Source organism: Sulfurimonas sp. (assembly GCF_023229025.1).
Classification (GTDB): domain Bacteria; phylum Campylobacterota; class Campylobacteria; order Campylobacterales; family Sulfurimonadaceae; genus Sulfurimonas.
The window spans coordinates 1-21,600 of the sequence record NZ_JALOAA010000026.1 but is presented as its reverse complement, the minus strand read 5'-3'; the positions used below and the strand labels follow the sequence as shown (position 1 = coordinate 21,600).

At 37.3% G+C, this 21,600-nt stretch carries 23 protein-coding genes; 13 read left to right on the top strand and 10 right to left on the bottom strand.

The features are described 5' to 3' along the window. Positions 1-4 precede the first annotated feature (4 nt). From M0Q20_RS07495 to M0Q20_RS07480, 4 genes are all read right to left on the bottom strand, one after another. Positions 5-1,429, bottom strand: coding sequence for a cbb3-type cytochrome c oxidase subunit I (locus M0Q20_RS07495; protein WP_295060043.1), 1,425 nt, complete (start codon positions 1,427-1,429; stop codon positions 5-7). Then, positions 1,419-2,021, bottom strand: a complete 603-nt coding sequence (locus M0Q20_RS07490) for a cytochrome c (RefSeq protein ID WP_295060040.1) — start codon at positions 2,019-2,021, stop codon at positions 1,419-1,421. Before M0Q20_RS07490 ends, M0Q20_RS07495 begins: the two co-directional genes overlap by 11 nt. A 123-nt stretch (positions 2,022-2,144) precedes the next feature. After that, positions 2,145-2,471 carry a hypothetical protein gene (locus tag M0Q20_RS07485; RefSeq protein WP_295060037.1) on the bottom strand — a complete coding sequence of 109 codons (327 nt, stop codon included), beginning with the start codon at positions 2,469-2,471 and terminating at the stop codon, positions 2,145-2,147. 202 nt (positions 2,472-2,673) lie between these two features. Next, positions 2,674-2,865, bottom strand: a complete 192-nt coding sequence (locus tag M0Q20_RS07480; RefSeq protein WP_295060034.1) for a hypothetical protein — start codon at positions 2,863-2,865, stop codon at positions 2,674-2,676. Between the two features lie 117 nt (positions 2,866-2,982). On the opposite strand from M0Q20_RS07480, the gene M0Q20_RS07475 reads away from it, so the two are divergent. The 3 genes from M0Q20_RS07475 (at position 2,983) to M0Q20_RS07465 (ending at position 5,649) form a co-directional block, all read left to right on the top strand. Beyond that, positions 2,983-3,378 (top strand): hypothetical protein, encoded by a 396-nt coding sequence (locus M0Q20_RS07475; protein WP_295060032.1) that lies wholly within the window; start codon positions 2,983-2,985, stop codon positions 3,376-3,378. 176 nt (positions 3,379-3,554) lie between these two features. After that, entirely contained in the window at positions 3,555-4,451 is an 897-nt protein-coding gene (locus tag M0Q20_RS07470) for a glycosyl transferase (protein WP_295060029.1), read from the top strand. Continuing rightward, the gene (locus tag M0Q20_RS07465; protein WP_295060026.1) at positions 4,444-5,649 is read left to right on the top strand and encodes an MFS transporter; all 1,206 of its coding nucleotides are present in this window, start codon (positions 4,444-4,446) and stop codon (positions 5,647-5,649) included. The genes M0Q20_RS07470 and M0Q20_RS07465 overlap by 8 nt, the downstream gene beginning before the upstream one ends. 25 nt (positions 5,650-5,674) lie before the next feature. Here M0Q20_RS07465 and M0Q20_RS07460 read toward each other — a convergent pair whose 3' ends face one another. Together M0Q20_RS07460 and M0Q20_RS07455 are read right to left on the bottom strand one after the other, a co-directional pair. Further along, complete coding sequence (locus M0Q20_RS07460) at positions 5,675-6,052, bottom strand: hypothetical protein (RefSeq protein WP_295060024.1); 378 nt, start codon at positions 6,050-6,052, stop codon at positions 5,675-5,677. Then, positions 6,049-6,618, bottom strand: a complete 570-nt coding sequence (locus tag M0Q20_RS07455) for a bifunctional precorrin-2 dehydrogenase/sirohydrochlorin ferrochelatase (RefSeq protein ID WP_295060021.1) — start codon at positions 6,616-6,618, stop codon at positions 6,049-6,051. The genes M0Q20_RS07460 and M0Q20_RS07455 overlap by 4 nt, the downstream gene beginning before the upstream one ends. 118 nt (positions 6,619-6,736) lie before the next feature. Between M0Q20_RS07455 and M0Q20_RS07450 the strand changes: the two genes are divergently transcribed. The 5 genes from M0Q20_RS07450 to M0Q20_RS07430 are packed head-to-tail and all read left to right on the top strand — an operon-like array spanning position 6,737 to position 9,325. Next, positions 6,737-7,756 carry an Lrp/AsnC family transcriptional regulator gene (locus M0Q20_RS07450; RefSeq protein ID WP_295060018.1) on the top strand — a complete coding sequence of 340 codons (1,020 nt, stop codon included), beginning with the start codon at positions 6,737-6,739 and terminating at the stop codon, positions 7,754-7,756. An 8-nt stretch (positions 7,757-7,764) separates the two neighbouring features. After that, positions 7,765-8,178, top strand: coding sequence for a hypothetical protein (locus M0Q20_RS07445; protein WP_295060015.1), 414 nt, complete (start codon positions 7,765-7,767; stop codon positions 8,176-8,178). Next, on the top strand, positions 8,179-8,340 hold the full coding sequence (locus M0Q20_RS07440; RefSeq protein ID WP_295060012.1) for a hypothetical protein: 162 nt from the start codon (positions 8,179-8,181) through the stop codon (positions 8,338-8,340). Further along, on the top strand, positions 8,337-8,633 hold the full coding sequence (locus tag M0Q20_RS07435; RefSeq protein ID WP_295060009.1) for a hypothetical protein: 297 nt from the start codon (positions 8,337-8,339) through the stop codon (positions 8,631-8,633). The genes M0Q20_RS07440 and M0Q20_RS07435 overlap by 4 nt, the downstream gene beginning before the upstream one ends. Then, positions 8,630-9,325 carry a hypothetical protein gene (locus M0Q20_RS07430; protein WP_295060006.1) on the top strand — a complete coding sequence of 232 codons (696 nt, stop codon included), beginning with the start codon at positions 8,630-8,632 and terminating at the stop codon, positions 9,323-9,325. The genes M0Q20_RS07435 and M0Q20_RS07430 overlap by 4 nt, the downstream gene beginning before the upstream one ends. On the opposite strand, the gene M0Q20_RS07425 is transcribed toward M0Q20_RS07430, so the two are convergent. Further along, positions 9,322-9,522, bottom strand: a complete 201-nt coding sequence (locus tag M0Q20_RS07425) for a hypothetical protein (RefSeq protein ID WP_295060004.1) — start codon at positions 9,520-9,522, stop codon at positions 9,322-9,324. The genes M0Q20_RS07430 and M0Q20_RS07425 overlap by 4 nt on opposite strands. Before the next feature lie 66 nt (positions 9,523-9,588). Between M0Q20_RS07425 and mtnK the strand changes: the two genes are divergently transcribed. From mtnK to M0Q20_RS07410, 3 genes are read left to right on the top strand one after another with little or no spacing between them, the layout of a single operon-like run. After that, on the top strand, positions 9,589-10,815 hold the full coding sequence (gene mtnK / locus M0Q20_RS07420; protein ID WP_295060002.1) for an S-methyl-5-thioribose kinase: 1,227 nt from the start codon (positions 9,589-9,591) through the stop codon (positions 10,813-10,815). Beyond that, positions 10,805-11,884 carry an S-methyl-5-thioribose-1-phosphate isomerase gene (mtnA, locus tag M0Q20_RS07415; RefSeq protein ID WP_295059999.1) on the top strand — a complete coding sequence of 360 codons (1,080 nt, stop codon included), beginning with the start codon at positions 10,805-10,807 and terminating at the stop codon, positions 11,882-11,884. Before mtnK ends, mtnA begins: the two co-directional genes overlap by 11 nt. Before the next feature lie 4 nt (positions 11,885-11,888). Continuing rightward, the gene (locus M0Q20_RS07410; protein WP_295059996.1) at positions 11,889-13,850 is read left to right on the top strand and encodes a bifunctional aldolase/short-chain dehydrogenase; all 1,962 of its coding nucleotides are present in this window, start codon (positions 11,889-11,891) and stop codon (positions 13,848-13,850) included. A gap of 13 nt (positions 13,851-13,863) precedes the next feature. Here M0Q20_RS07410 and M0Q20_RS07405 read toward each other — a convergent pair whose 3' ends face one another. The 3 genes from M0Q20_RS07405 to M0Q20_RS07395 all read right to left on the bottom strand — a co-directional run bounded on the left by M0Q20_RS07405 (position 13,864) and on the right by M0Q20_RS07395 (position 15,369). After that, positions 13,864-14,310 carry a hypothetical protein gene (locus M0Q20_RS07405; protein ID WP_295059994.1) on the bottom strand — a complete coding sequence of 149 codons (447 nt, stop codon included), beginning with the start codon at positions 14,308-14,310 and terminating at the stop codon, positions 13,864-13,866. Positions 14,311-14,454: 144 nt separating this feature from the next. Further along, positions 14,455-14,874 (bottom strand): peptidylprolyl isomerase, encoded by a 420-nt coding sequence (locus tag M0Q20_RS07400; RefSeq protein WP_295059991.1) that lies wholly within the window; start codon positions 14,872-14,874, stop codon positions 14,455-14,457. Between the two features lie 60 nt (positions 14,875-14,934). Beyond that, positions 14,935-15,369, bottom strand: a complete 435-nt coding sequence (locus M0Q20_RS07395; protein ID WP_295059989.1) for a hypothetical protein — start codon at positions 15,367-15,369, stop codon at positions 14,935-14,937. A gap of 186 nt (positions 15,370-15,555) precedes the next feature. On the opposite strand from M0Q20_RS07395, the gene M0Q20_RS07390 reads away from it, so the two are divergent. Further along, entirely contained in the window at positions 15,556-17,118 is a 1,563-nt protein-coding gene (locus M0Q20_RS07390; protein WP_295059987.1) for a ShlB/FhaC/HecB family hemolysin secretion/activation protein, read from the top strand. Positions 17,119-17,129: 11 nt separating this feature from the next. After that, on the top strand, positions 17,130-21,600 hold a 4,471-nt coding region (locus M0Q20_RS07385; RefSeq protein WP_295059984.1), incomplete at its 3' end, for a hemagglutinin repeat-containing protein.

Here is a 21,600-nt window from a genome sequence, read left to right as displayed (position 1 = left end):
CTCCTTAACGTTCGTGATGAGCAGCTCTACCTGTACTCAATAAATCTTTTACCAAGAAAAGGAAACCAATAAATGTAACAACACCCATAATAAGTCTCCAGTTCATACCTTGAAGGTACCAAACACCTGATTGACCTGCAAAGTAACCTTCCCAAGTTGCACCCCATTGTGCACGAGAGATGATAAAGTCTGCATATCCGGCAATTGTAAGTGCCATAGTCATACCAAGAACACCACCAAATATCATACTAGTTGCCCAGATAGAAGATTTAGTGTGTCTCATGATTTTGATACCGTTTTTACCTTGAACACCAAGATACATCATACCTATAAGTATGGTTGCATAAGCTCCAAAGAACGCTAAGTGACCGTGCGCCGATGTAAACTGCGTACCATGTGTGTATAGGTTAACTTGTGGTAGTGTATGGAAGAATCCCCAAATACCAGCACCTAAGAAGTTACCAAATGCATTTAAGATAAACCAAGTAAACGCAGGTTTATTAGTAATAACAGACTGCTCAAGACCTTTTGCATCCTCTTGACCTTGCATTTTACCCCAGTCATAAAGAACGTGGATAAACATCGCAACAAGCGGTAACGGCTCTAGTGCAGAGAAAAGTGCTCCAATTTCCCACCAGTACTCAGGTGTACCGATCCAGAAGTAGTGGTGACCCATACCAAGGATACCTGAACCAAATAGCATAGCTACTTCAATCCATAACCACATCTCAACAACTTTACGATGTGCACCAATCATAGTGATTAGACCGTAAGCTGCAAGTGCTCCAACGAAAACTTCCCAAGTAGCTTCAACCCATAAGTGGATTACCCACCACCACCAGAATTGATCCATAGAGATATTATCTGTATAGAACATACCTGTTAAGTATAAGCCAGAAAAAGCAATCATATCTGCCATTAAAACAGTTACGATTCCAGAACGGTTACCCTTTATACCGGTCATGTAAAGGTTAGCAACAAATCCAAGAGCAACTACAACAATAGCGAAGTCTGCCCAACGAGGAGCTTCAATATACTCACGACCTTCATGGATAAACCAGATAGTAGTCTCATCTGCAGGTCCAACTTGAATAAATAGATAAACAAGAACAACAACAACGATAGCAGCAGCAAAAGCCCAGAAAAGAAGCTTACCTATACCAACGCCAACTGTCTCAATACCTGTTTCATCCGGTAGTAACCAGTAAACAGAACCAAACATAGCAAATACCATCCAAACAACAAGTGCATTGATGTGTATCATTCTTGCAACAGAAAAGTCAACAACTTCGAACATAAAACTTGGCATTACATATTGAATAGCAGCCACAAGACCAAAAAGTAGTTGTGCACCAAAAATAATTGCAGCAAAAGTAAAATACCATGTTGCCAATTTTTTCGATTCATATTTTAAATGACTATTTGCCATGTACTGCTCCTTCTATTTTACCAAAGTTTCTTGGGAAACCATTTGTATCAATTGATGACATATGTTTTAAGAAAGCAACTAGACCTTTAGCCTCTTCAGCAGTAATACCAAGGTTTGGCATCATACGTGCATGAGTAGGATATTGAGATGGAAATTGTAAAAATTCCGCCATAGCCTCTTCCTTTGTATTTTTGCCTGTCATTGCTTGCATTGGACCATTAGGACCCCAAGCTGGATCTAACCAAGCTTTTGTTAAATCCGGAGCATAGTAAGCACCGTTTCCAAGAAGTGTATGACAATTCATACAGTTTTTAGCTTGCGAACCTAGTTTACCTAAACGAAGTAGTGCTCTTGCTTCTTCTTCGCTCCAGTCATCTCTTCCGAAAAACTTCTCTTTTTCTTGAAAAGATGATTTGCCTTCTGCATTTGCTCCACCGATTACCGGAACTTCATGATGACGTTTTTTGTCCATCTCATAAGTAATCTTATAATTAATAACCGTAGGTCCAGGAACCCTTTTAGTTACACCATTTTCCAAATCAGCATCAGTACCTAATGTTATTTGTGGTATCGTATCGAACGTCAACCACATTAAAAGAACTGACGCAACTCCTGTTACCCATCCTGCCGAACGTTGCCAGAAGCGATTGTCACTCCATACGGATTTTTTTGCCACTGTACCCTCCTATAAATTATGGGTCAATATATATATAGACTAGTGCTCATTCTCTTCATGAACACGATCTTGCATGTAGTAAACTGCATGTGGAAGTAGTAGTAATCCAATAGCAGCAACAACTAGCGCCTTTGCCGTAAAATCATTTACATGCATCAAACTTCCCATTAGATACAAACAGTAAGCTGTTAACACCCAAAATATGTATCCAAAAGGCATTGTCCACTTTTTGAGAAGATTAACTTTTACAGCCGTATATATACCAACATAGAATCCTCCAAATATTAAAACAAGAGTAGAAGATATAAATATTGTTAAGAAATCATCAACATGTATATCCTGTGTCATTAAAATTTCACCAACCATTTTGTATCTCCTTCAATCACCTTAATTTTTCAGAATCAAAGAGAAGTTTAGTCCTATTTAGTTTAAAAACTGTTGATATATATCAATTTATTTACTAAATTTAAAAATTAAGGTTCGTTTTATTATTTCTGTAACTATCTGAAACATATTGGAGTGTTTTTATCATTTTTGCTAATACAGACAAGGTCTTTTTTTAGCATAGTTAAATAAAGTGTAGCAGTGATGAAAGAGTTATCGCAAATAGCAGTGTTGTAGCTATTGTAACGATTCGCTTTTGCTTCTCTTGAAGGTCATATTTTTCTTGGAGATAGTCACCAAGCTTAATTCCCGGAAAAACAGAAAACATTAACATTGGAACTGACATAGCTAGTATAAATATAATATCTGGAAGCATAATTTGGTAACTCTTTTCAATTTTATTTTTAAGTTTGCCATTATATCATTGATTAATTAATTTTTTTTAAATATAATTAATTTTAAAAATAAAGCCAAGAAGGTGAGGAAAAATAAAATGAGAAAAATTCTTTCGATTGTTGCTACATCGGTAGCAGTTTTAATGTTAAGCAGTGGTTGTAGTAGCTCTAGTAGTAATGGCTTAGAGATGTCTGCTCACCCTGATGGAGACAAGAGTATATGTAAGACAGCAATTTTTGTTGGAGATAAAAATAGTGAAGAGATAATTCATGCTATTAAGATTGCAGGCAAAGAGCATGGATGGAGAATGACTCCTTTTAAGTCAAATGCTATCATTGCAGAAAAAGAAATTGATGGAAAAACAGTATCAACAACAATAAGCTTTAAAAAAGAGCACATCTCTTGCTCTTTAGACGGAGTAGCCGAAAAAGATTTAAAAACTCTTAGAGAAGCTATAGTAGAAGAGATTAAGCGAGAGAGATTAAACCACTAATCTCTTCTTAATGTTGGTGAAAAATTATAACTCTTTATAGTTTTTCACGTAACTCCTATTGATTTATAACTACATAAATTTTTATACTACTGCATACTTTTGACTTGGATTTAAACCAAGAGACTATAAGATGTCATTGCAAAACAAATCGATTAAAATTATTAAAAAGAGAAGATATGGATTTTTTTAAATATATTCATGCTGTTGGAACAGGTGAAAAAGGCAATAGGGATTTAAGCCTTGAAGAGGCAAAAGATATGATGGAGCAGACCTTAAATAGAACTGCTTATGACGAGCAGATTGCTGCTTTTTTATTAGGGTGGAGGCTCAAACCTGAGACAATAGATGAGTTTAGGGGTGTTGTTGAGGTGTGTGATGGGTTTATTAAAAAAAGAGCAGTGCCAAACTCAATAGAGCTAGGTTACCCGTTTGACGGTAAAGTTAATAACCCATTTATATTTCCTCTTGTTGCAAAGATTTTTAAAAATTCAGAGCTTAATCTTGTTGTCGTAGGAGATGACTTAGCGCCCGCAAAAAAGGGAATAACTCTTAAGGAGACGGCAACTAGTCTAAAGTTAGATGAAAATATTTACTATTTTGATAGAGCTGATTTTTTTAAAGAGATGCATGATTTAACTCCGTTGCGCATGAGACTTGGGCTTCGTACAGGGTTAAATACAATAGAGAAGTTAACTAATGTATCTTTGAGTGATTATGCCATTACAGGGATTTTTCATAAACCGTTTGTACAAAAATATGTAGATGTTTTTTCGCATAGATATAAAAGACTTGCCCTTATTCAAGGAAACGAAGGTACTCCGGAACTATTTAGTAAAGGACGCTTGTGGATTGCTGATGGTAACAAGGTCGAGGAGATTATAGTAGATCCTGAATATTACGGGATTAACTATACCAAATCTTGGGAGAAAATAACTCTTAGTGAATCACTAGAGCAAACAAATAATCCTTCGGATGAGTTTTTAAAGTTAGCACGACTTAACGCAGCTGTTTTTCTTTTTGTGGCACAAAAGGCTGCCTCAATAGAAGAAGCTTACGAAATGTTAAATGGATAAATTCTCTAACCATGTAAAAAACATTTTACATGGTTTCTTCTTGGCAATAGGAACTACAATTGCCGAGCCATCAACAATTTTGCCGCTTATTGTAAACTACTTTGGCGGTAGCTCAATGCTTGTTGGTTTTTTTGCGGCTCTTCTTAGAGGCGGTGCAATCGTAGTGCAACTGTTTGCAGCTTTTCATGCTCAAACATATAAGTTAATGATGCCATATCTTCGCAAAATCTTTTTTATACGCTTTTTATCATGGTTTTTAATCGGTATTGCAATTACTCTTTTTGGAGAAAATTATCCAAATTTAACGCTAGTATCCATAGGCTTTGGTCTTTTTATGTTCTCTTTTAGTGCCGGTTTTGCAGCAATATACTTTAGAGAGATAATGGCTAAGATTTTTTCTCATAAATTTCGTGGAAAAACTATGGCATATCGCCAGTTTTTCAGCGCTGTAGGCGGTCTTATAAGCGGTGCGCTTGCTGCTTGGATTCTAGAATCATTCCAGCCGCCTCAAAGTTACGGCTACCTCTTTATAATAAGCTCTTTTATTATGGGCTTTGGATATATAGCATTTGCTTCGGTAGATGAGCCGATAAAAGAGGAGGTCTCTAAAAGGGAGAACTCCTTTAAAGAGTTTTTAAAAAACTCTTATGCTCTTTTAAAGGCAGACAATAATCTTCAGATTCAAGTCACTACGTTTTTTTTGGCTTACGGATATCTAATTGCTCTGCCGTTTATTATTCTTGATGCGCAGCAGAAGATAGACCTTGACGGTATAGCGATAGGCTCTTTGATTACAACTCAGATGATTGGTGCAATGCTGAGTAATTTTCTGTGGGGAAATCTTAGTGGACGCGGAAACAACTCCTTAACCGCAAAAATCTCTATATTCTTTCAGATAACTGCTGTAGTTATGGCGGCAAACGCATCATCGCTTTATGAGTATATGTTCATCTTCTTTTTAGTCGGTGCTTCAATTGATGGAAACAGGATAGCCTCTAGCAACCTTATACTCAAGATTGCACCAGCACAGAAGAGACCGATTTATATTGCTCTTCAGATGAATATTGTCTCCTTGGGGATGTTTTTCTCAATTGCAGGAGGAGTGATTTTGCACTATTTTAGCTATACGGTCCTGTACAGCACTTCTGTTTTTGTGCTTTTTTTAGCGCTATGCCTATCTTTTAAGATAAGGCATTAGAGAAGCAGTTTTACTTCAAGCGAGCTTAGATACCGTAGAAATTTTTAAGAAAATCTCTCTCTTTGTTTGTTTTAATAAAGATTCTAGCGACTGTTTGGTTGTTTTCACCAATGACTAAAACCTCATTGTTCTCAACTCTTAGGTGCTCTTTTCCCCATTTTTTGTCAAGCTCATCAAGTCTATGAAAAAACTCTTTTGAGCTAGGGCTCTCTTTCTCTCCGTCACGCTTGTCGATAATGTTTAAGCCGCCTACTTTTTTCTCTACTTCATATGGACTGTAAACCCTTATAGCCTTATATATACGTTCTTCTTTTGCTTCGGGTACCGCTCTTTGCATTGAGACTATTCCCAGTAACAAAAAGGCTGTAAAAAATCCAAATATTAAAGCTTTTTTCATGCTCATTTACTACTCCATGTTTTAAAATAATTTTGCGCTTTTGTATCAAGCATCTGCATTCTCTCTTTGCCTTTTGGCAAACTTTTCCTTAGTTCTCTCATCTCTTTTAAGAAATTGATTATATCCGATGGGAGCAACTTTTGAAGATATCTTTTGAGATGTTTTGCTATTGCGGGGGAAGCTCCTGCTGTAGATACCGCAATGGTTAAATCATCTTTTTTTATATATGACGGAAAAATAAAGTCACAATACTCTACCGAATCAACAGAGTTGCAAAGGCAATTATACTGTTTTGACTCTTCAAATATCTCTGCTTGAAGAGAAATATCATCAATTGCAACTATAACAATCGCAAAATCTTTTATATCACCCCTATTGTAGCCTCTTTTTTCAAAATAGAGACTATTTTCTTCTATTAACTTGAGCATATCTGCTGAAAACTCGAGTGCTATTATCGAGATATCTGATGTAAAATCTAAAAGATGCTTTAGCTTGTTAGAAGCGACACCGCCACCACCGACTATTAGGACCTTTTTATTTTCGAGTTTTAAAAATGCTGGAAAATAACTCAAATTGTCTCTTTTTGTCTATATTTAAGCAACATAATATCATAGTTTTTTTGAAACTCTTATTGATAGAAATCAACTTAGATTAATTGAAATTAGATTACAATCAAAGCAAATAAAAATAATGAATGGAAAAACAATATATATGAAAGATGAAATTTTATCACGTATTCAAAAGAAGTTTCCTTTGGTTGCAAGACCCTTTAAGGTAATAGCTGATGAGTTAAATATGAGTGAAGATGAGGTTCTTGATATTTTGCAAGAGCAGAAAAAAAGCAATATTATCCGTCAAACATCGGCTATTTTTGATACAAAAAGATTGGGTTACATATCTTCTTTGGTTGCATTTAAAATCTCACCTGAGAAAATAAGCGATGCGGTTAAGATTATAAACTCTCACCCGGGAATTTCGCACAACTATGAGAGAAATCATGATTTTAACATCTGGTTTACGCTTGCGGTTGCTCCTGACTCTAAACTCGGTTTGGAGAAGACTCTGGAAGTACTAGCATCAGCCACTAAAGCGGATGATTATATTATGCTTCCTACCCTAAAGCTCTTTAAGATAAATGTCAAGCTTAACACTACCGGAAAAGATGAGAAAAAAGAGGAAGTAAAAAAAGTAAAGCATAGAGAAATAGAGCTTACTCCTCTTCATCATGCAGTAATTAGACGTGCTCAGTATGATATAGATATGGTAAGCGAGCCGTTTAAAAAGATGGTAGATGAGCTAGGGATTGATTATGATACTTTCTTTGGAATTTTAAGCGAACTGCAAGAGGCGGGGGTTATGAGAAGATTCGCTTCAATTCTTAATCATAGAAAAGCCGGCTTTAGCGCTAATGCGATGGTGGTCTGGGATGTTGATGAAGAAAATGGAGAAGCTATTGGGGAGAAGGCTGCCGCATTTAGTGCGGTAAGTCACTGTTACCTTCGCCCAAAATATGCAAACTGGCCATATAACCTCTTTACTATGGTTCATGGAAAGAGCACTGATGAGACAAATGCAATAATAGAGGAGATGGCATCGGAAATTGAGTCAAAGAGCCATATGCCCCTATATAGTTCAAGAGAGTTTAAAAAAGTAAGAATAGAGTACTTTACTCCCGAGTTTGAAGCTTGGGAAAAACAATATACAAATTAGGAGATAATATGGAGCTTTTTTTAGAGTTAGAGATTGTATATATAGTAATTGGTATTTTTATATTAACTATAACCGCAATTGTCACAACAAGAGAGTTTATGCCAAAGGGTGCATTTAAAAAAGGGATGATATCAGTTGGGGTTATGGTCTCTTTGATGATTGCTTTTCACTACAACATGACAACCTCAAGAATGCAAAATGTTGAGGACATGTTCAATAAAGGTGATACATTAATTTGTGAAAACAAGATGCGCAGAACAACATCAAGATCTGTTTTAGTTGCTCAGAAAATGGGCTGGATACTTGAAGATCATCTCTTTAAAAATGATGATTATGAGAGAGACTTCCATACCTCTAGATGTGTTGAGTGGATTGGCATTGAGCCGGATATAGAAGAAGAGATAAAAAAGAGTGAAGAGTAGATGAAAGAGAGATTTAAGAGATACGGGCTGGCACTCTTTTTCTTATTGTTTGTTTCCGGATTAATGGTTCTTGGAACTATGGGTGTCAGGCTTCTTGGAGACAAGATGATAGAGGGAACAGGTATAGAGATGAAACCAAGAGGGGAGCATTTAACAAGATGAGTCTTACAATAGTAATTACGGTAGCCGTACTTCTTAGTATAGCTTTTCATTTTATTGGAGTTTATGCCGGTGCAAAAAAAATTGTCTGGCTAGTGATTGTTCTGTTTTGGGCAGCCGGTATTAATTTGGCAATGAGCGAGATTAAGCCAAATGGATACAAGGAGATTGAAAGTATGAAGGGTCAATACAGCGATACCGATCAACTTATCCAAGATGCCGGAGAGGAAGTCTCACTATATGAGATGCTAGCAATCAAAAAAAGCTATAACCTAAATAAAAAAAATAGCAAATGATAAAACCAAAGAGCCTCGGCATTGTTGGGTGCGGTTGGCTTGGAAAACCACTCTCGCATGAGCTTGCCAAGGAGATGCATGTAGAGTGCTTTTCAAGAGAGTTAATCAAAGACGACTCTACTTTTTGGCAAAGCGATACAATAATAATTGCAATAAACACTAAAGATAACTACTTAAAAACACTTCAAAAAATAGCAACATTAACAAAGCCTACGTGTAATATAATTTTAATGAGTTCAACTTCTGTCTACAAAGAGTTTGATTCAGAGGTAGATGAGAGCTTTAAAATTACCAAAAAATCACTTATAAAAGAGGCAGAGGATTTGCTTCTTAGCTTAAAAGAGAGACTCCTTATCTTAAGACTCGGTGGTCTTATGGGGGATGACCGAGTTGCAGGAAGATGGAAGAGTGCAACTGAGTTTAGTGACGGTTTCGTCAACTACATTCATAGGGATGATGTGATAAATATTGTAAAAATTATGCTTTATGGCGGTATAAACCGAGGTATATACAATCTTGTCGCCCCACAACATCCGACAAGAAAAGAGATTCATATAAAAAATAGTCAAAAATTTGGTTCAGAGATGGGGAGTTTTAAGGGGTTTTCAAACCGCAGAGTCTCATCGCAGAAGCTAATTAAAGAACTTGGCTATACTTTTTTGCATCCAAATCCGCTAGAGTTTTGGGATTAATTGCTCCGCGCTAATTCTGCAAAATCTATCTGCTGCGTCTGCTGTTTTTCGTCTTGTGCTTTTTTATCTTCCTCATAGCTTCCGGTGCTAAATGTATATTCGCTACTCTTTAATATGCAACCTTTCATTCCAGGAACACACTCTTTTTTAATAAGTTTGCAGTAACCTTTATAATCATGTTGACAAGTCCAACCCATGTGAAAACCTCCTTTTAATGAAATAATAGCTTATTATGATACAATTTTTTAAACAAAGAGGAAAACATGAACTATGAGCAATTAGATAAAACAAGCATAATAGAGTATCTCTCAAAGATAGAAGAGATTGTTGATTATTTTGACTCTGATGATTTAGTGGCGCAGGAGATTGGCGATGGTAATCTTAACTATGTATATAAAATCAGCTCTGCACAAAATCAAGAAAAGAGCTTGATTGCAAAGCAAGCCGTTCCCTATCTTAGATGCGTTGGCGAGGAGTTTCCTTTAGGACGCGAGAGAATGACCTATGAGATAAGAGCTCTTGAGAAGTTTTATACTATATATCCTAGTTTTACTCCAAATATATTTTATGCTAGCGAAGAGATGAGCTTAGTTGTTATGGAATATCTGGGTGAACATATAATTATGAGAAAAGGGCTGATTAATAAGATTAAGTATAAAAATTTCAGTGACCATATATCGACATATATGGCAGCTACGCTCTACTATACATCATCCCTTTATTTAAGTAGCAGACAAAAAAGAGAGCTAGTAGATAGATTTAATGGCAACACGGAGTTGTGCAAGCTAACAGAAGATTTGGTTTTTAGTTTTGCTTTTATGGAGCATGAGACAAACGATAATGAGAATGTTAAAAATAATCCTCAAGCAAAGAAACTGTTTGAGGATATGGAGTTTAAAGAGAGAGTCTTAGAGCTTAAATATAAGTTTATGACACAAAGTGATGCCCTATTGCATGGAGATTTGCATACGGGATCTATTATGATAAATGAGACTCAGACATATGTTATAGACCCTGAATTTGCATTTGTAGGACCTTTTGGTTTTGATGTGGGAGCTCTTTTGGCAAATCTGATAAACAGCTATATTCATCACACAGTAGTTTCAAAAGATGAGGATTATAAAACTTGGCTTCTTGTGACAATCAGAGAGGTTTTGGAAAAATTTAGTGAGAAGTTTTTAAATTTTTGGAGTGAGGATAGAGAGTCTGCTCTACTGGTAGATGGGTATTTGGACGAAAAAACGCTAAATAGTTATAAGAAGAGATTTATAAAAAATATTTTAAAAGATAGTGTTGGATTTGCAGGTTGTAAAATGGCAAGAAGAGTTTATGGCGTTGCAGGGGTTGAAGAGATAAGAGGTATTGAAGATAAAGACCTTAGAGCCGAGGCAGAAAAAACAGCTCTAAAAATTGCCAGAGAGTTCGTGATTGGGCATGATAAAATAGATAGCGTTGATGAGATATTGGAGATTATAAAAAATGCAGGGTAACTACAAGGCTTTATGGTTAAGTGATGATATGTTTGATGAGTGCTTAGAGGTAATAGATCAGAGGCAGTTGCCTTTTGTTTATGATACAAAATATTTGACTAATACCGATGAAGTTGTAAGTGCTATAAAAAATATGACTGTTCGCGGTGCCGGAGTTATCGGGAGTGTTGCGGCATTTGGAATATATATAGCTGCTATTGAGGTTGATGGGGATTACGAAGCGTTAAGCCAAAAAGCCGCACTTATTAGAGAATCCCGCCCGACTGCCGTAAACCTCATGTGGGCAGTAGATAAGATGATGGGACTTTTAAAAGATTCAAACAACTTGATAGAAGATGCAAGAGTCTTTGCTATAGAGTTAAATGATAAAGAGGCAAAAGAGAGCCAAGAGATAGCCAAACATGGCTGTGACATCATAGAAGATATTTTAAAAAAGAAGAATAAAACAAAGATAAATATTTTAACTCACTGCAATGCAGGGTGGCTAGCCGTAATAGATGAGGGAACAGCCCTTGCACCAATCTATGAGGCAAAGAGAAGAGGAATAGATGTTCACGTTTGGGTGGATGAGACCAGACCAAGAAACCAAGGTGCGTCTCTTACTGCATGGGAGCTTGCCCAAAGTGAAATTGAGCACACTATCATAGCTGATAATACCGGTGGACATCTGATGCAAATAGGCGAAGTTGACATGGTAATAGTCGGAGCGGACAGAGTAAGTGCCAATGGCGACGTGGCAAATAAGATAGGAACATATTTAAAAGCGCTTGCGGCTCATGATAACAATGTCCCTTTTTATGTGGCAATCCCCGCTTCTACTTTTGATTTTGAGATAAAAGATGGTGTAAAAGAGATACCAATAGAGCTTAGAAGCCCTGATGAGGTGCGATTTATAAACGGAGTGGATGAAGAGGGTGTGCCAAGAAGAGTCCGCATAACTCCAGAGAATTCGCCCGCAATAAATTACGGTTTTGATGTAACACCTGCTAGGCTCATTACAGGGCTGATAACAAACAAAGGAGTTTGCGAGGCAGACTTCGATAAAATAAAAGAAAAATTTAGAGGGTAATAATTTGACAAGTTTATGGAATGATGAAGAAGCGAGTAGATTTAAAACGGACTTGGATTTAAGAGTCTATACATCAAGACTACTTGGGTGTGACCCTTCTTTGGTGCTTCATGGCGGCGGAAACACCTCTGTAAAATCAACTGCAACAAATCTTTTTGGCGAGAGTGAAGAGATTTTGTACGTCAAAGGAAGCGGCTGGGATTTGGCTACTATAGAGGCTGAGGGTTTTGCTCCTGTAAAAATGGAGATGCTTCTTAAGATGTCAGAGCTAAAAGAGCTAAGTGATACTGACATGGTAAAGTATCAGCGTCTTGCCATGACAAACCCTTCTGCTCCAAACCCTTCTGTTGAAGCAATACTGCATGCAATTATCCCTTTTAAATTTGTTGACCATACACATACCGATGCGGTTGTTACTATTACAAACACAAAAGATGGTGAGGCAAGGATAAAAGAGCTATACGGCGATAAAGTGCTTGTTATTCCATATATCATGCCCGGATTTGTGCTTGCAAAACTTATTTATGATATGACAAGAGATGTGAACTGGAGTGAGTTAGAGGGGATGGTTCTTATGAATCATGGACTTTTTACATTTAGTGACGATGCAAAAAAGTCTTATGAAAAAACTATAGAGCTTGTTGATAAAGCTGAGAAGTATCTTGAAGCTAAGGGTGCTACCTTGAATATAGAAAGAGCTTATGTCTCTTTAGAGCTTCTCACTTTGGCAAAAATCCGAAAAGAGGTATCAAACCTTAAAGGCAGAGCTACAATAAGCATTTTAAATGATTCAGATATAGCAGTACATTTTTCAAAGCAAAATATAGACAAAATTGCTATACAAGGACCGCTAACGCCTGACCATGTTATAAGAACAAAAAGAGTTCCCGCTATTTTGGGAGATGATTTTGCATCTGATTTGGCAGAGTATGTAAAAGAGTATAAAAATTATTTTGAGCAAAATAAAAAAGATGAGACACTTCTAAATCCAGCTCCTAATTTTGCGATTCTTAGAGGTAACGGCACTCTCTCTTTTGGAGCAAATGCAAAAGAGGCAAATATCATAAAAGATATAAATGAGCACACTTACGAGGCAATTTTAAAAGCCGAGAAATTGGGCGGATACAAAGCATTAAGTGCGGCAAATATCTTTGAAGTTGAGTACTGGTCGCTTGAGCAGGCAAAACTTAAAGGTGGAGCAAGCGCACCTGAGTTTAGCGGAAAAGTCGCTGTCGTGACGGGAGCAGCCAGCGGAATAGGGCTTGCAATCGCAAAGATGCTAAACAAAAGAGGCGCGGCAGTTGTCGCTCTTGATATAAATCCGGATGTAGAGAAGATATTTAGTAAGGCTGACGCTATTGGCGTAAAATGTGATTTAACGTCTAGCCAAGATATTCAAAATGCAATCTCATGCGCAGTTAAGAGTTTTGGAGGAGTTGATATAGTCGTGAGCAATGCAGGTATATTTACTCCAAGTGAGAATCTTGACAGTTTAAGCGATGAGAATTGGCAAAGAAGTATGGATATAAATCTCACTTCACATCAAAAGCTCATTAAATATACGGCACCGTTTCTAAAACTTGGAGTTGACGCTTCTATAGTCATGGTAGCTTCTAAAAACTTTCCTGCTCCGGGAAAAGGTGCAGCCGCTTACTCGGTTGCAAAGGCGGGGCAGACACAGCTAGCACGCATTGCGGCACTAGAGCTTGGCGAATATGGTGTAAGAGTAAATACACTTCATCCGCATGCCGTGTTTGATACAGCTATCTGGACGGATGAAGTTTTAAGAAACCGAGCAAAAGCTTATAACATGAGTGTTCATGAGTATAAGACAAACAATGTATTAAAAACTGAGATATGTTCAAATGATGTGGCAGAGCTTGTATGTGCGATGGCAGGAGCACCTTTTGCAAAAACAACGGGCGCTCAGGTTGCAATAGATGGCGGAAGCGATAGAATAATCTAAAGCCTAGAACCGCTTACTTTAGAGATAGCATTCTTTTTATATTTTCGGGCATACTATCAAGGGCAAAAACTTTTTGGCTTTTTATGTAACTAGGGTATTTAAAATCCTTAGATGTCATAAGAGAGTAGAGTTTTGCCAAGCTTTCATTCTCTATGTTGTTGTATTTAACGTTCATCTCTTTTGCAATGCGCAGAAAAAAAGTAAGCAGCACCGTCTCCGTCTTTTCACTTACGGAAGTTCCGTATATAACGCTCTCAAACTCTTTTCTCATAGTTAAAATATTGTATTCACAAAGTTCATCTAGTTTAGCAGGGTTCTCGGTGCCAAAATAGTATAAAATATCTAAAATCAAATCAAGAAACATTTTGTTTGTTTTATCAATAGTCATGTTGTTTTTTTCTAAATAATCTCTATAAGAGAGTATATCTTTTTGTATATTCTCAAAGTAAGGTTCATTCATATAAATATCCTCGTATAATAATTAAAATAAGATTGTGTGTTTGAGATTATAACATATTTGACTCGCTTATATGTGGATTTTGTAGATGCTCTTAAGGTAGGGGTGTTGCTTGATATTTATCTGTAAAGAGCCCTTGCAGGCTTTTTACTTTACAGAAAGTATGTTTATGCTGAAGTTTAGCTCTTTTCCGGCTAAAGGATGATTGAAATCTATAAGTACATCACTCTCTAAAATATCTTTTACTACAACTTGAACCGGGTTGCCATCTGGTCCTTGACCTTGAAGAGGAAGACCGATAGATAGCTCTATGCCTTCAAACTGCTCTTTTGGAATCTTTTGCATAGCCTCTTCATTGTACTCCCCGTAAGCTTCACTTGCAGGAACCACTACAGAAGCAGATTCACCTTCGCTTAAACTTGCAATTCTTGACTCTAAGCCCGGAATTATTTGCCCTGAGCCAAATGTAAACTCCAACGGTTCTTGGTTAACATTGCTATCAACAACATTTCCTTCCACTTTTACTTCATACTCCATAGAAACTACTTGATTGTTACTAATAGCCATCTGTTCTCCTTTTTTTTGTAAGGAGTACTATAACTAAATAGATTTACATAAAAGTTAAAGCTAGAGTTTAACTATCTCTTTAATGCTATTTAGCTGTGTTTGAGTTAGATTTGGAGTTATGCTCTGAACAAAGCCTACAACAGAGTCATAGGAGTTTAAGTCACACTCTTTATCAAAAAGTGCATATTTTGCAAAGGCTTCAATAATTTTCTCCCTTGAGAGCCCAAGACCTGAATTGTTGTAGAGATGTGTAAGTTTTGAGTTAATATTTTGGCTTTTTTTAAACATAGCTTGACTCTTTTTTGCCGCAATACTATTTTGTAAACCTTTAGAGATTAAAGCATCTTGAACATCTCTTTGAGTAATCGGTGCTTTCTGGTAACGCTCAGAAGCGGAGTAGATATAAATTGTTGATGCAAATAGCGGGTTTGCCGCACTAGAGGCTAAAAATATTAAAAAGACGGAACGCTTTGTTAAGATGGAGATTTTTGCCATAGTCTGCTTCCTCTGTAGTTGATTGAATATTTAACTTTACACTATTGTAGATAAGGTTAGTAAACTGAAGGTGAATTTAAATAAGTAATCTATAAATAGCCACATTAAAGAACAAACTATCATTAAAGTTGTATTTTTTATTAAATTTTGCTACTATTTGATTTTTTTAATAAACAGGAGTGTTATTTGTTTAATAAAGTTATTTTTTTGCTTTTTTTTAGTTTTATTATTTATGCAGATATTACTCCTAGAAGCTTGGAAAAAACATCTAAAAAATCAATTTGTACCAAACTTGAATTAATCAGACTTAATGAAGACGATATATTTGATAAAGATGCACAGGAAAAGTATTTAACATCATATTTAGATAGTTGCATTGATGCAACATTATTACAAAATATCCTCAATACAATTTCGCAGCTTTATATAGATAAAGGCTATATTACAACCAAGCCGTATTATAAAGAGCAAAATATCTTAGATGGAGAGCTTGATGTGCGTGTATCAATAGGATATTTAGAAAATATTGTGCATGGCGAGACAAATAGTTCTGACGGTAGGATAGCAACGGCATTTTTGTTTCAAAAAGGGGAGCCTCTTAATTTACGTAATTTGGAAACCTCTTTGGAGATGATGAACAGGGTCCCCTCATATAGCTCAAAGTTTTCGATAAAGCCGGGAACACAAAGCGGTAAAAGCATAGTTGCAATACAGACGCAAAAAGAGACTCCATATAGATTGATGATTGGAGCGGTCGGTGAAAAAGACGGATATGACAATAACCCTTATCTAAATATTGACCTCTCTATAGACAATCTCTTAAATATAAATGACATTTTGACATTTCGTTATAACGGTAGCAGAGTGCAGAGCTATTATCAAAGTATTTCAGGTACTGAGATAGATTACTCTTTTCCTCTTAGTAGTTATGTAGTATCGTACACTTGGTTTAGGTTTAAATACTCTCAGGCTGTTTTAGGACTAAATGACACCTATCGCTCAAGCGGGGATACCACAGGCTCGAATCTAAAAGTGAGCAAGATGCTCCATCGTACTCAAAACAATAAGCTTGAAGCAGCTTTTTCGGTGCAATATAAAGACAATAAAAACTACTTTTCAAATCAGCTTATAGATGTCTCTAGTTATAAAACAGCGCTTGCTCAGGTGGATCTGGTAGACACTTATTTTCAAAACTGGGGACAAGTTAGAAGTATATTAAGCTATTACCGTGGAACAAATTGGCTTGGCGCAAGAGACGACGGCTCTATTTTAGGTTCGGACGAAAAGCTTCAGTTTACAAAGTATTCATTAGATACCAATTTAATCTACAACTTGCCAATACCTACTTATCAAATAAACTCAAATGCACATGTGCAATATACGGATGACCTGCTATACGATAATAATAAACTTCGTGTCGGGAGCTACTATACCGTAAGGGGCTATGAGGCATCTTACTATGGAAATAACGGCTACTACATCAGAAATGATTTTATAAAAAGTTTTTATCCAAGTCTAAATCAATATTTTATGCAGAGCATATCCCCTTTTGTAGGACTTGATTATGGTGCAGTAAAGTGTGAGAGCAATACAAAAAATGCATGTGGCTCCTTAGCTGGAGCGGCAATAGGGATAAAAACAGCTGCAAAGAACCTAGATATGGAACTTACGCTGAGTCGAGGACTTAAACATACCTCAACTATAAGACCTCAAAACCTTTTTAGGTATTCGTTGATATTTAAATATTAAAGGAGCAAAAAATGATAAAAATATATAAACAACTATTATCTATCATGACCTCTTTATTGTTGGTATTTGCACCGTTATTGAGCGGGGCAGGCATAGAAACGGACGGAACGACAAACACGACATTAGAGAGTGCACCAAACGGTGTGCAGATTGTCAATATAGCTAACCCAAGTGCCCAAGGACTCTCTCATAACAGATATAATCACTATAATGTTTCAAAAGAGGGACTTATACTTAACAACTCCATGGATACGACTGTCAATACTCAACTCGGCGGCTATATATACGGAAACTCACATCTAACGTCCAACGCAAAGGTCATACTCAACGAAGTTACGAGCACAAACCCTTCACAGCTTGGCGGTTATACGGAGGTAGCTGGCAAAAGGGCAGACCTTGTTATAGCAAATCCAAACGGCATCACAGTAAACGGAGCAGGATTTATAAATACTTCCAATGTAACGCTCTCTACCGGTAAACCAAGCATTCAAAACGGTTCTATATCATCATACGGCACACAGGTCGGAGAGATATCCATAGAAGGAGAAGGGCTTGATGCCACACAGACTGACAGTGCGCAGCTTTATGCGAATGTGCTGAGGCTTAATGCAAAGATATACGCTAACGGACTTGATGCCAAGTTCGCTTCTCTTGATGCATCGGTACTTGGAGGGATGTATGCAAACGCTATCACTCTGGAGGGGACGGCTCAAGGCGTAGGGGTTACACTTCCTCCAGAAGTCGTTGCTTCAAACGGCGATATAACCGTCACTGCTGACGGTACGATTAAATTGCAAAAGATGACGGCGCACAATATTGCCGTAGAGTCAAACAAAAATATAGAGCTTCAAGACGAGGTATACTCCTCGAACTCTGTATCATTACAAGCGGCTGATGAGGTGATTGTCAAAGACGGTATGGTGGCATCACAAAACTCTTTAAACATAAAAGCAGATAAGATGTTTAATCAAAACACACTTCAAAGCAGTAATGAGCTTACGATAGAAGCCGCGCAATATATTCAAAATGATGCCAAAATTCTCTCCGATGGTTATTTGCAATTTATTACAGATGGAGAGCTTATAAATAACGCGTTAATATCAGCAAATGATATAGATATAGAGGCGGATACTCTTATAAACAATCAGACTTTATTTGCCGCAAACGATATGAATCTTTATGTCTCAAATAAGCTGCAGAACAATCAAAACGCAAATATATTTTCTGTTAATAATCTGACCATGGCAGCAAATAAAGCCAACGAAAAAATTAATATTGTTGAAAATATTTCAGCTAATATAGAGACTTATAGCGGTGACATCAATATCTTTACAAAAGAGCTTATCAATAAAAGAGTAAAAGAGATTGATGATAATGTTTTTTTTACTTCAAATAGCATTTTGGATTCTGTTTATTTTAACGAAAGTATAGGTTATTCACGTGCTACTGTAATCGGCGAGAACGGTCTGCTTATGTTAAAAGGCGAAGGAAGAAATGATACTTTTCGTGCATACGTAAACGACTTTGGCTACCGTCTATCTGTTGACTTGGCAAGAGAGCCTTTTCGTACACATTTTGCAACGCTTGAAGCAGTGCTAAATGAAAAAATACCTTATGACAATCCAAGCTATGAACGGGCAACTATCTTAGCCGGAAATGACCTGCATATTGTAAGTGATAGCGTAATGAATGAGATGAGTGATATTATCAGTACAAATGATATGTACTTGGATGTAGGAAGTTTTGAAAATAGGGCAAAGGCTTATGAAGGGACACTTCGTATTACCCTACATAACTCTGTTAACTGCTATACAGAACCACAGAGATGCTTATTGTACGATGATTACAGCTTAAGTGGTATTCAAAAAAAGAGACATGACGGCTGGCTGTATCAAGACGGAAAACTAGTAAAATACGCTGCTTATTACGGAGATTATACCTACGGTCCATATGCAGTTAAGAGAGATGACGTGTCCATCCCTGCAAATCTAAGCGCGGGGGGCACTATATATGGAGATATCAATCGGTTAAACAATGGAAACATACAAGAAAATACTACTATCTTAAAGCCTGTTCCTTTGGATATAACATCAACTACTCCCTCGCAAAACATGGCGGAGATACCGCTTCCACAAGACGATAACGGTTTTTTTGTCTTATCGAAAGACCCTCAAAGCAGCTATCTTATAGAGACAAACCCAGAGTTTGCCATATATGAAAATTTTATCAGCAGTGATTATATGCTTGGCCATATCGGGTATGATGCCGAGGCAACTACAAAAAGACTTGGTGATGCTCTTTATGAGAACAGGATGGTTCGCGATAGTATATTAGAGCAGACAGGGCAAAGATTTTTAAACGGCAATCTTACAAGCGACAATGAACAGTACAATCATCTTATGGATAACGCGATAGAAGCAAGCCAAGACCTTCATCTCGCTCCCGGCATAGCACTCAGCAAAGAACAGATAAATGCACTGACCAAAGACATCGTATGGATGCAGGAACAAGAGGTAGAGGGGCAGAGAGTGCTTGTTCCGGTCGTCTATATCGCCAATGCACAAAACTACGAGCTTAAAGGCTCAAGGATCATTGCCGCCAATGACATAGATATAAACATGGCAGAGTTGAATAACGCAGGCTCCATAAAAGCAGGCAATGTTAATATTAGTGCGACAGATACCATAAACAACGTCGGAGGAGATATAGAGGCCGCTCAGGATATGGCTTTGCAAGCTACAAATGATATAACAAATACAAGTGCGAGCATAAAAGCGGACAATATAGCACTGACTTCTACACAAGGCAGCATCATAAACGAAAGGGCTCAAAAAGAGGTCTCATGGAAAAAGGGAATGGAGTATTCAAACTACACTCTCACAGGGGAAGCCTCTTCCATAGAGGCCTCAAACACGCTAAACATAAATGCAGATAAGAACCTGCATGTAACGGGCAGCTCTCTTAGCGCTAAAGAGCTAAATATTGCAGCAAGTGACGTTGAGATAAAAACTGCCGAAGATAAAAGCGATTTTTTTATAGGCGACTCTGATAATTACAACAAAGCAAACTTTACAAAACACCTTTCATCAAACATTAATGCGGACAATGTAGATATAGACGCCATAGAGAGTGTAAAGGTTATAGGCTCGAACATTAAGGCAGATGGCGACCTTGACATACAGAGCAAAAAACTCGATGTTCTGGCTGTGAACAACAGTAGTTACTCAGAAATAAAAAGAACAAAAAAAGGGACTTTTAGCTCAAAGACTACTACAACAAAGCAGGCAACTTCAACAAACATTGCCTCAGAGATTAGAGCAGTGAACATAAATCTTACAACCACCAATGATAATATAAATATCATAGGCTCAAAACTCCAAGCAGACGACACTTTAGCTCTTGATAGTACAGAAAACATCAATATACAAGCAGGATATAACGGAAGTATGAACGAGTCGCATACGACAAAGTCCGGATGGTTTAGCGGAGGAAGCCTCTACTCCAAAAGTGAAGACCTGGAAGGAAAACTTACAAAAACAGCTCTAAATTCAAGCTTGAGCGCAACAAATATAGAACTCGTCTCAAAAGAAAACATAGATATGGTCGGTGTAGATATGCAAGCGGACAATATGCTAAGTGCAAGTGCTCAAGGTATAGAGATAAAAAATGCAACCAACACGGAGGAGACCTACTCCAAACATAAAAAAATAGATGTTGGGCTTGGTGATACTCTAAAGTCGCTCTCAACGGCAATTGTCAATCCGTTCGCCGCAGTAGAATACGACAAAGGAAAAGCTTCTATAACACTTGCCACGGCAACATACGACGATGAGACCAAAGTAACGAAAAAGACAACGGTTGCAAGTTCAAACATAGACGCAACCAACATAAACATTAATGCATCTTCATCAAAGACAGATAAAGGAGATATCCTCATTCAAGGCTCCAACATAGAAGCAAAAGAGGATATAAACCTCCAAGCAACAAACGACATCACGATAAAAGAAGCCAAAGAGACAACGGATATAGACTCTAAAGAGGCACACGGTAAGGCAGAATTGAAAGCGACACTAAAAAACGAGTATGTACAGCTTGGCTATACCGTAGATGCTGCTGCAAAAGCAACGGAGGATCTTAAAAAAGCGAAAGATGACTATAGCCGTTATAAAGATTATCTCTCAACGCAAGAAGAAAAGCTTTCACAGCTAAAGAGAGATCTATCAGAGCATAAACTCGCAATAGAACAGGCAGATGTCAATGAGATGCAATACTACGTCGATGAACTAAGAAGCGATGACGAGTATTATCTGACGAATATAGCCTTGGCGACGACGACCTTGGCGACCAAACTTGCTGCTGTATATACACAAACCAAAAAGGCAGGCAGCTCGAGTGCAACGGCAGGCTTTAACGCCGGAATGGAGCTTGATATAGATGCTATAGAAAACCAGCTTCAAGAGTATAAAGAACAAAGCGTAGCTT

Excerpts from the sequence above, each read along its gene's own strand:
- M0Q20_RS07495 (WP_295060043.1), bottom strand. The coding sequence starts at position 1,429 with ATGGCAAATAGTCATTTAAAATATGAATCGAAAAAATTGGCAACATGG.
- M0Q20_RS07490 (WP_295060040.1), bottom strand. The coding sequence starts at position 2,021 with ATGTGGTTGACGTTCGATACGATACCACAAATAACATTAGGTACTGAT.
- M0Q20_RS07485 (WP_295060037.1), bottom strand. The coding sequence starts at position 2,471 with ATGGTTGGTGAAATTTTAATGACACAGGATATACATGTTGATGATTTC.
- M0Q20_RS07480 (WP_295060034.1), bottom strand. The coding sequence starts at position 2,865 with ATGCTTCCAGATATTATATTTATACTAGCTATGTCAGTTCCAATGTTA.
- M0Q20_RS07475 (WP_295060032.1), top strand. The coding sequence starts at position 2,983 with ATGAGAAAAATTCTTTCGATTGTTGCTACATCGGTAGCAGTTTTAATG.
- M0Q20_RS07470 (WP_295060029.1), top strand. The coding sequence starts at position 3,555 with ATGGATTTTTTTAAATATATTCATGCTGTTGGAACAGGTGAAAAAGGC.
- M0Q20_RS07465 (WP_295060026.1), top strand. The coding sequence starts at position 4,444 with ATGGATAAATTCTCTAACCATGTAAAAAACATTTTACATGGTTTCTTC.
- M0Q20_RS07460 (WP_295060024.1), bottom strand. The coding sequence starts at position 6,052 with ATGAGCATGAAAAAAGCTTTAATATTTGGATTTTTTACAGCCTTTTTG.
- M0Q20_RS07450 (WP_295060018.1), top strand. The coding sequence starts at position 6,737 with ATGAATGGAAAAACAATATATATGAAAGATGAAATTTTATCACGTATT.
- M0Q20_RS07445 (WP_295060015.1), top strand. The coding sequence starts at position 7,765 with ATGGAGCTTTTTTTAGAGTTAGAGATTGTATATATAGTAATTGGTATT.
- M0Q20_RS07440 (WP_295060012.1), top strand. The coding sequence starts at position 8,179 with ATGAAAGAGAGATTTAAGAGATACGGGCTGGCACTCTTTTTCTTATTG.
- M0Q20_RS07435 (WP_295060009.1), top strand. The coding sequence starts at position 8,337 with ATGAGTCTTACAATAGTAATTACGGTAGCCGTACTTCTTAGTATAGCT.
- M0Q20_RS07430 (WP_295060006.1), top strand. The coding sequence starts at position 8,630 with ATGATAAAACCAAAGAGCCTCGGCATTGTTGGGTGCGGTTGGCTTGGA.
- M0Q20_RS07425 (WP_295060004.1), bottom strand. The coding sequence starts at position 9,522 with ATGGGTTGGACTTGTCAACATGATTATAAAGGTTACTGCAAACTTATT.
- mtnK (WP_295060002.1), top strand. The coding sequence starts at position 9,589 with ATGAACTATGAGCAATTAGATAAAACAAGCATAATAGAGTATCTCTCA.
- mtnA (WP_295059999.1), top strand. The coding sequence starts at position 10,805 with ATGCAGGGTAACTACAAGGCTTTATGGTTAAGTGATGATATGTTTGAT.
- M0Q20_RS07405 (WP_295059994.1), bottom strand. The coding sequence starts at position 14,310 with ATGAATGAACCTTACTTTGAGAATATACAAAAAGATATACTCTCTTAT.
- M0Q20_RS07400 (WP_295059991.1), bottom strand. The coding sequence starts at position 14,874 with ATGGCTATTAGTAACAATCAAGTAGTTTCTATGGAGTATGAAGTAAAA.
- M0Q20_RS07395 (WP_295059989.1), bottom strand. The coding sequence starts at position 15,369 with ATGGCAAAAATCTCCATCTTAACAAAGCGTTCCGTCTTTTTAATATTT.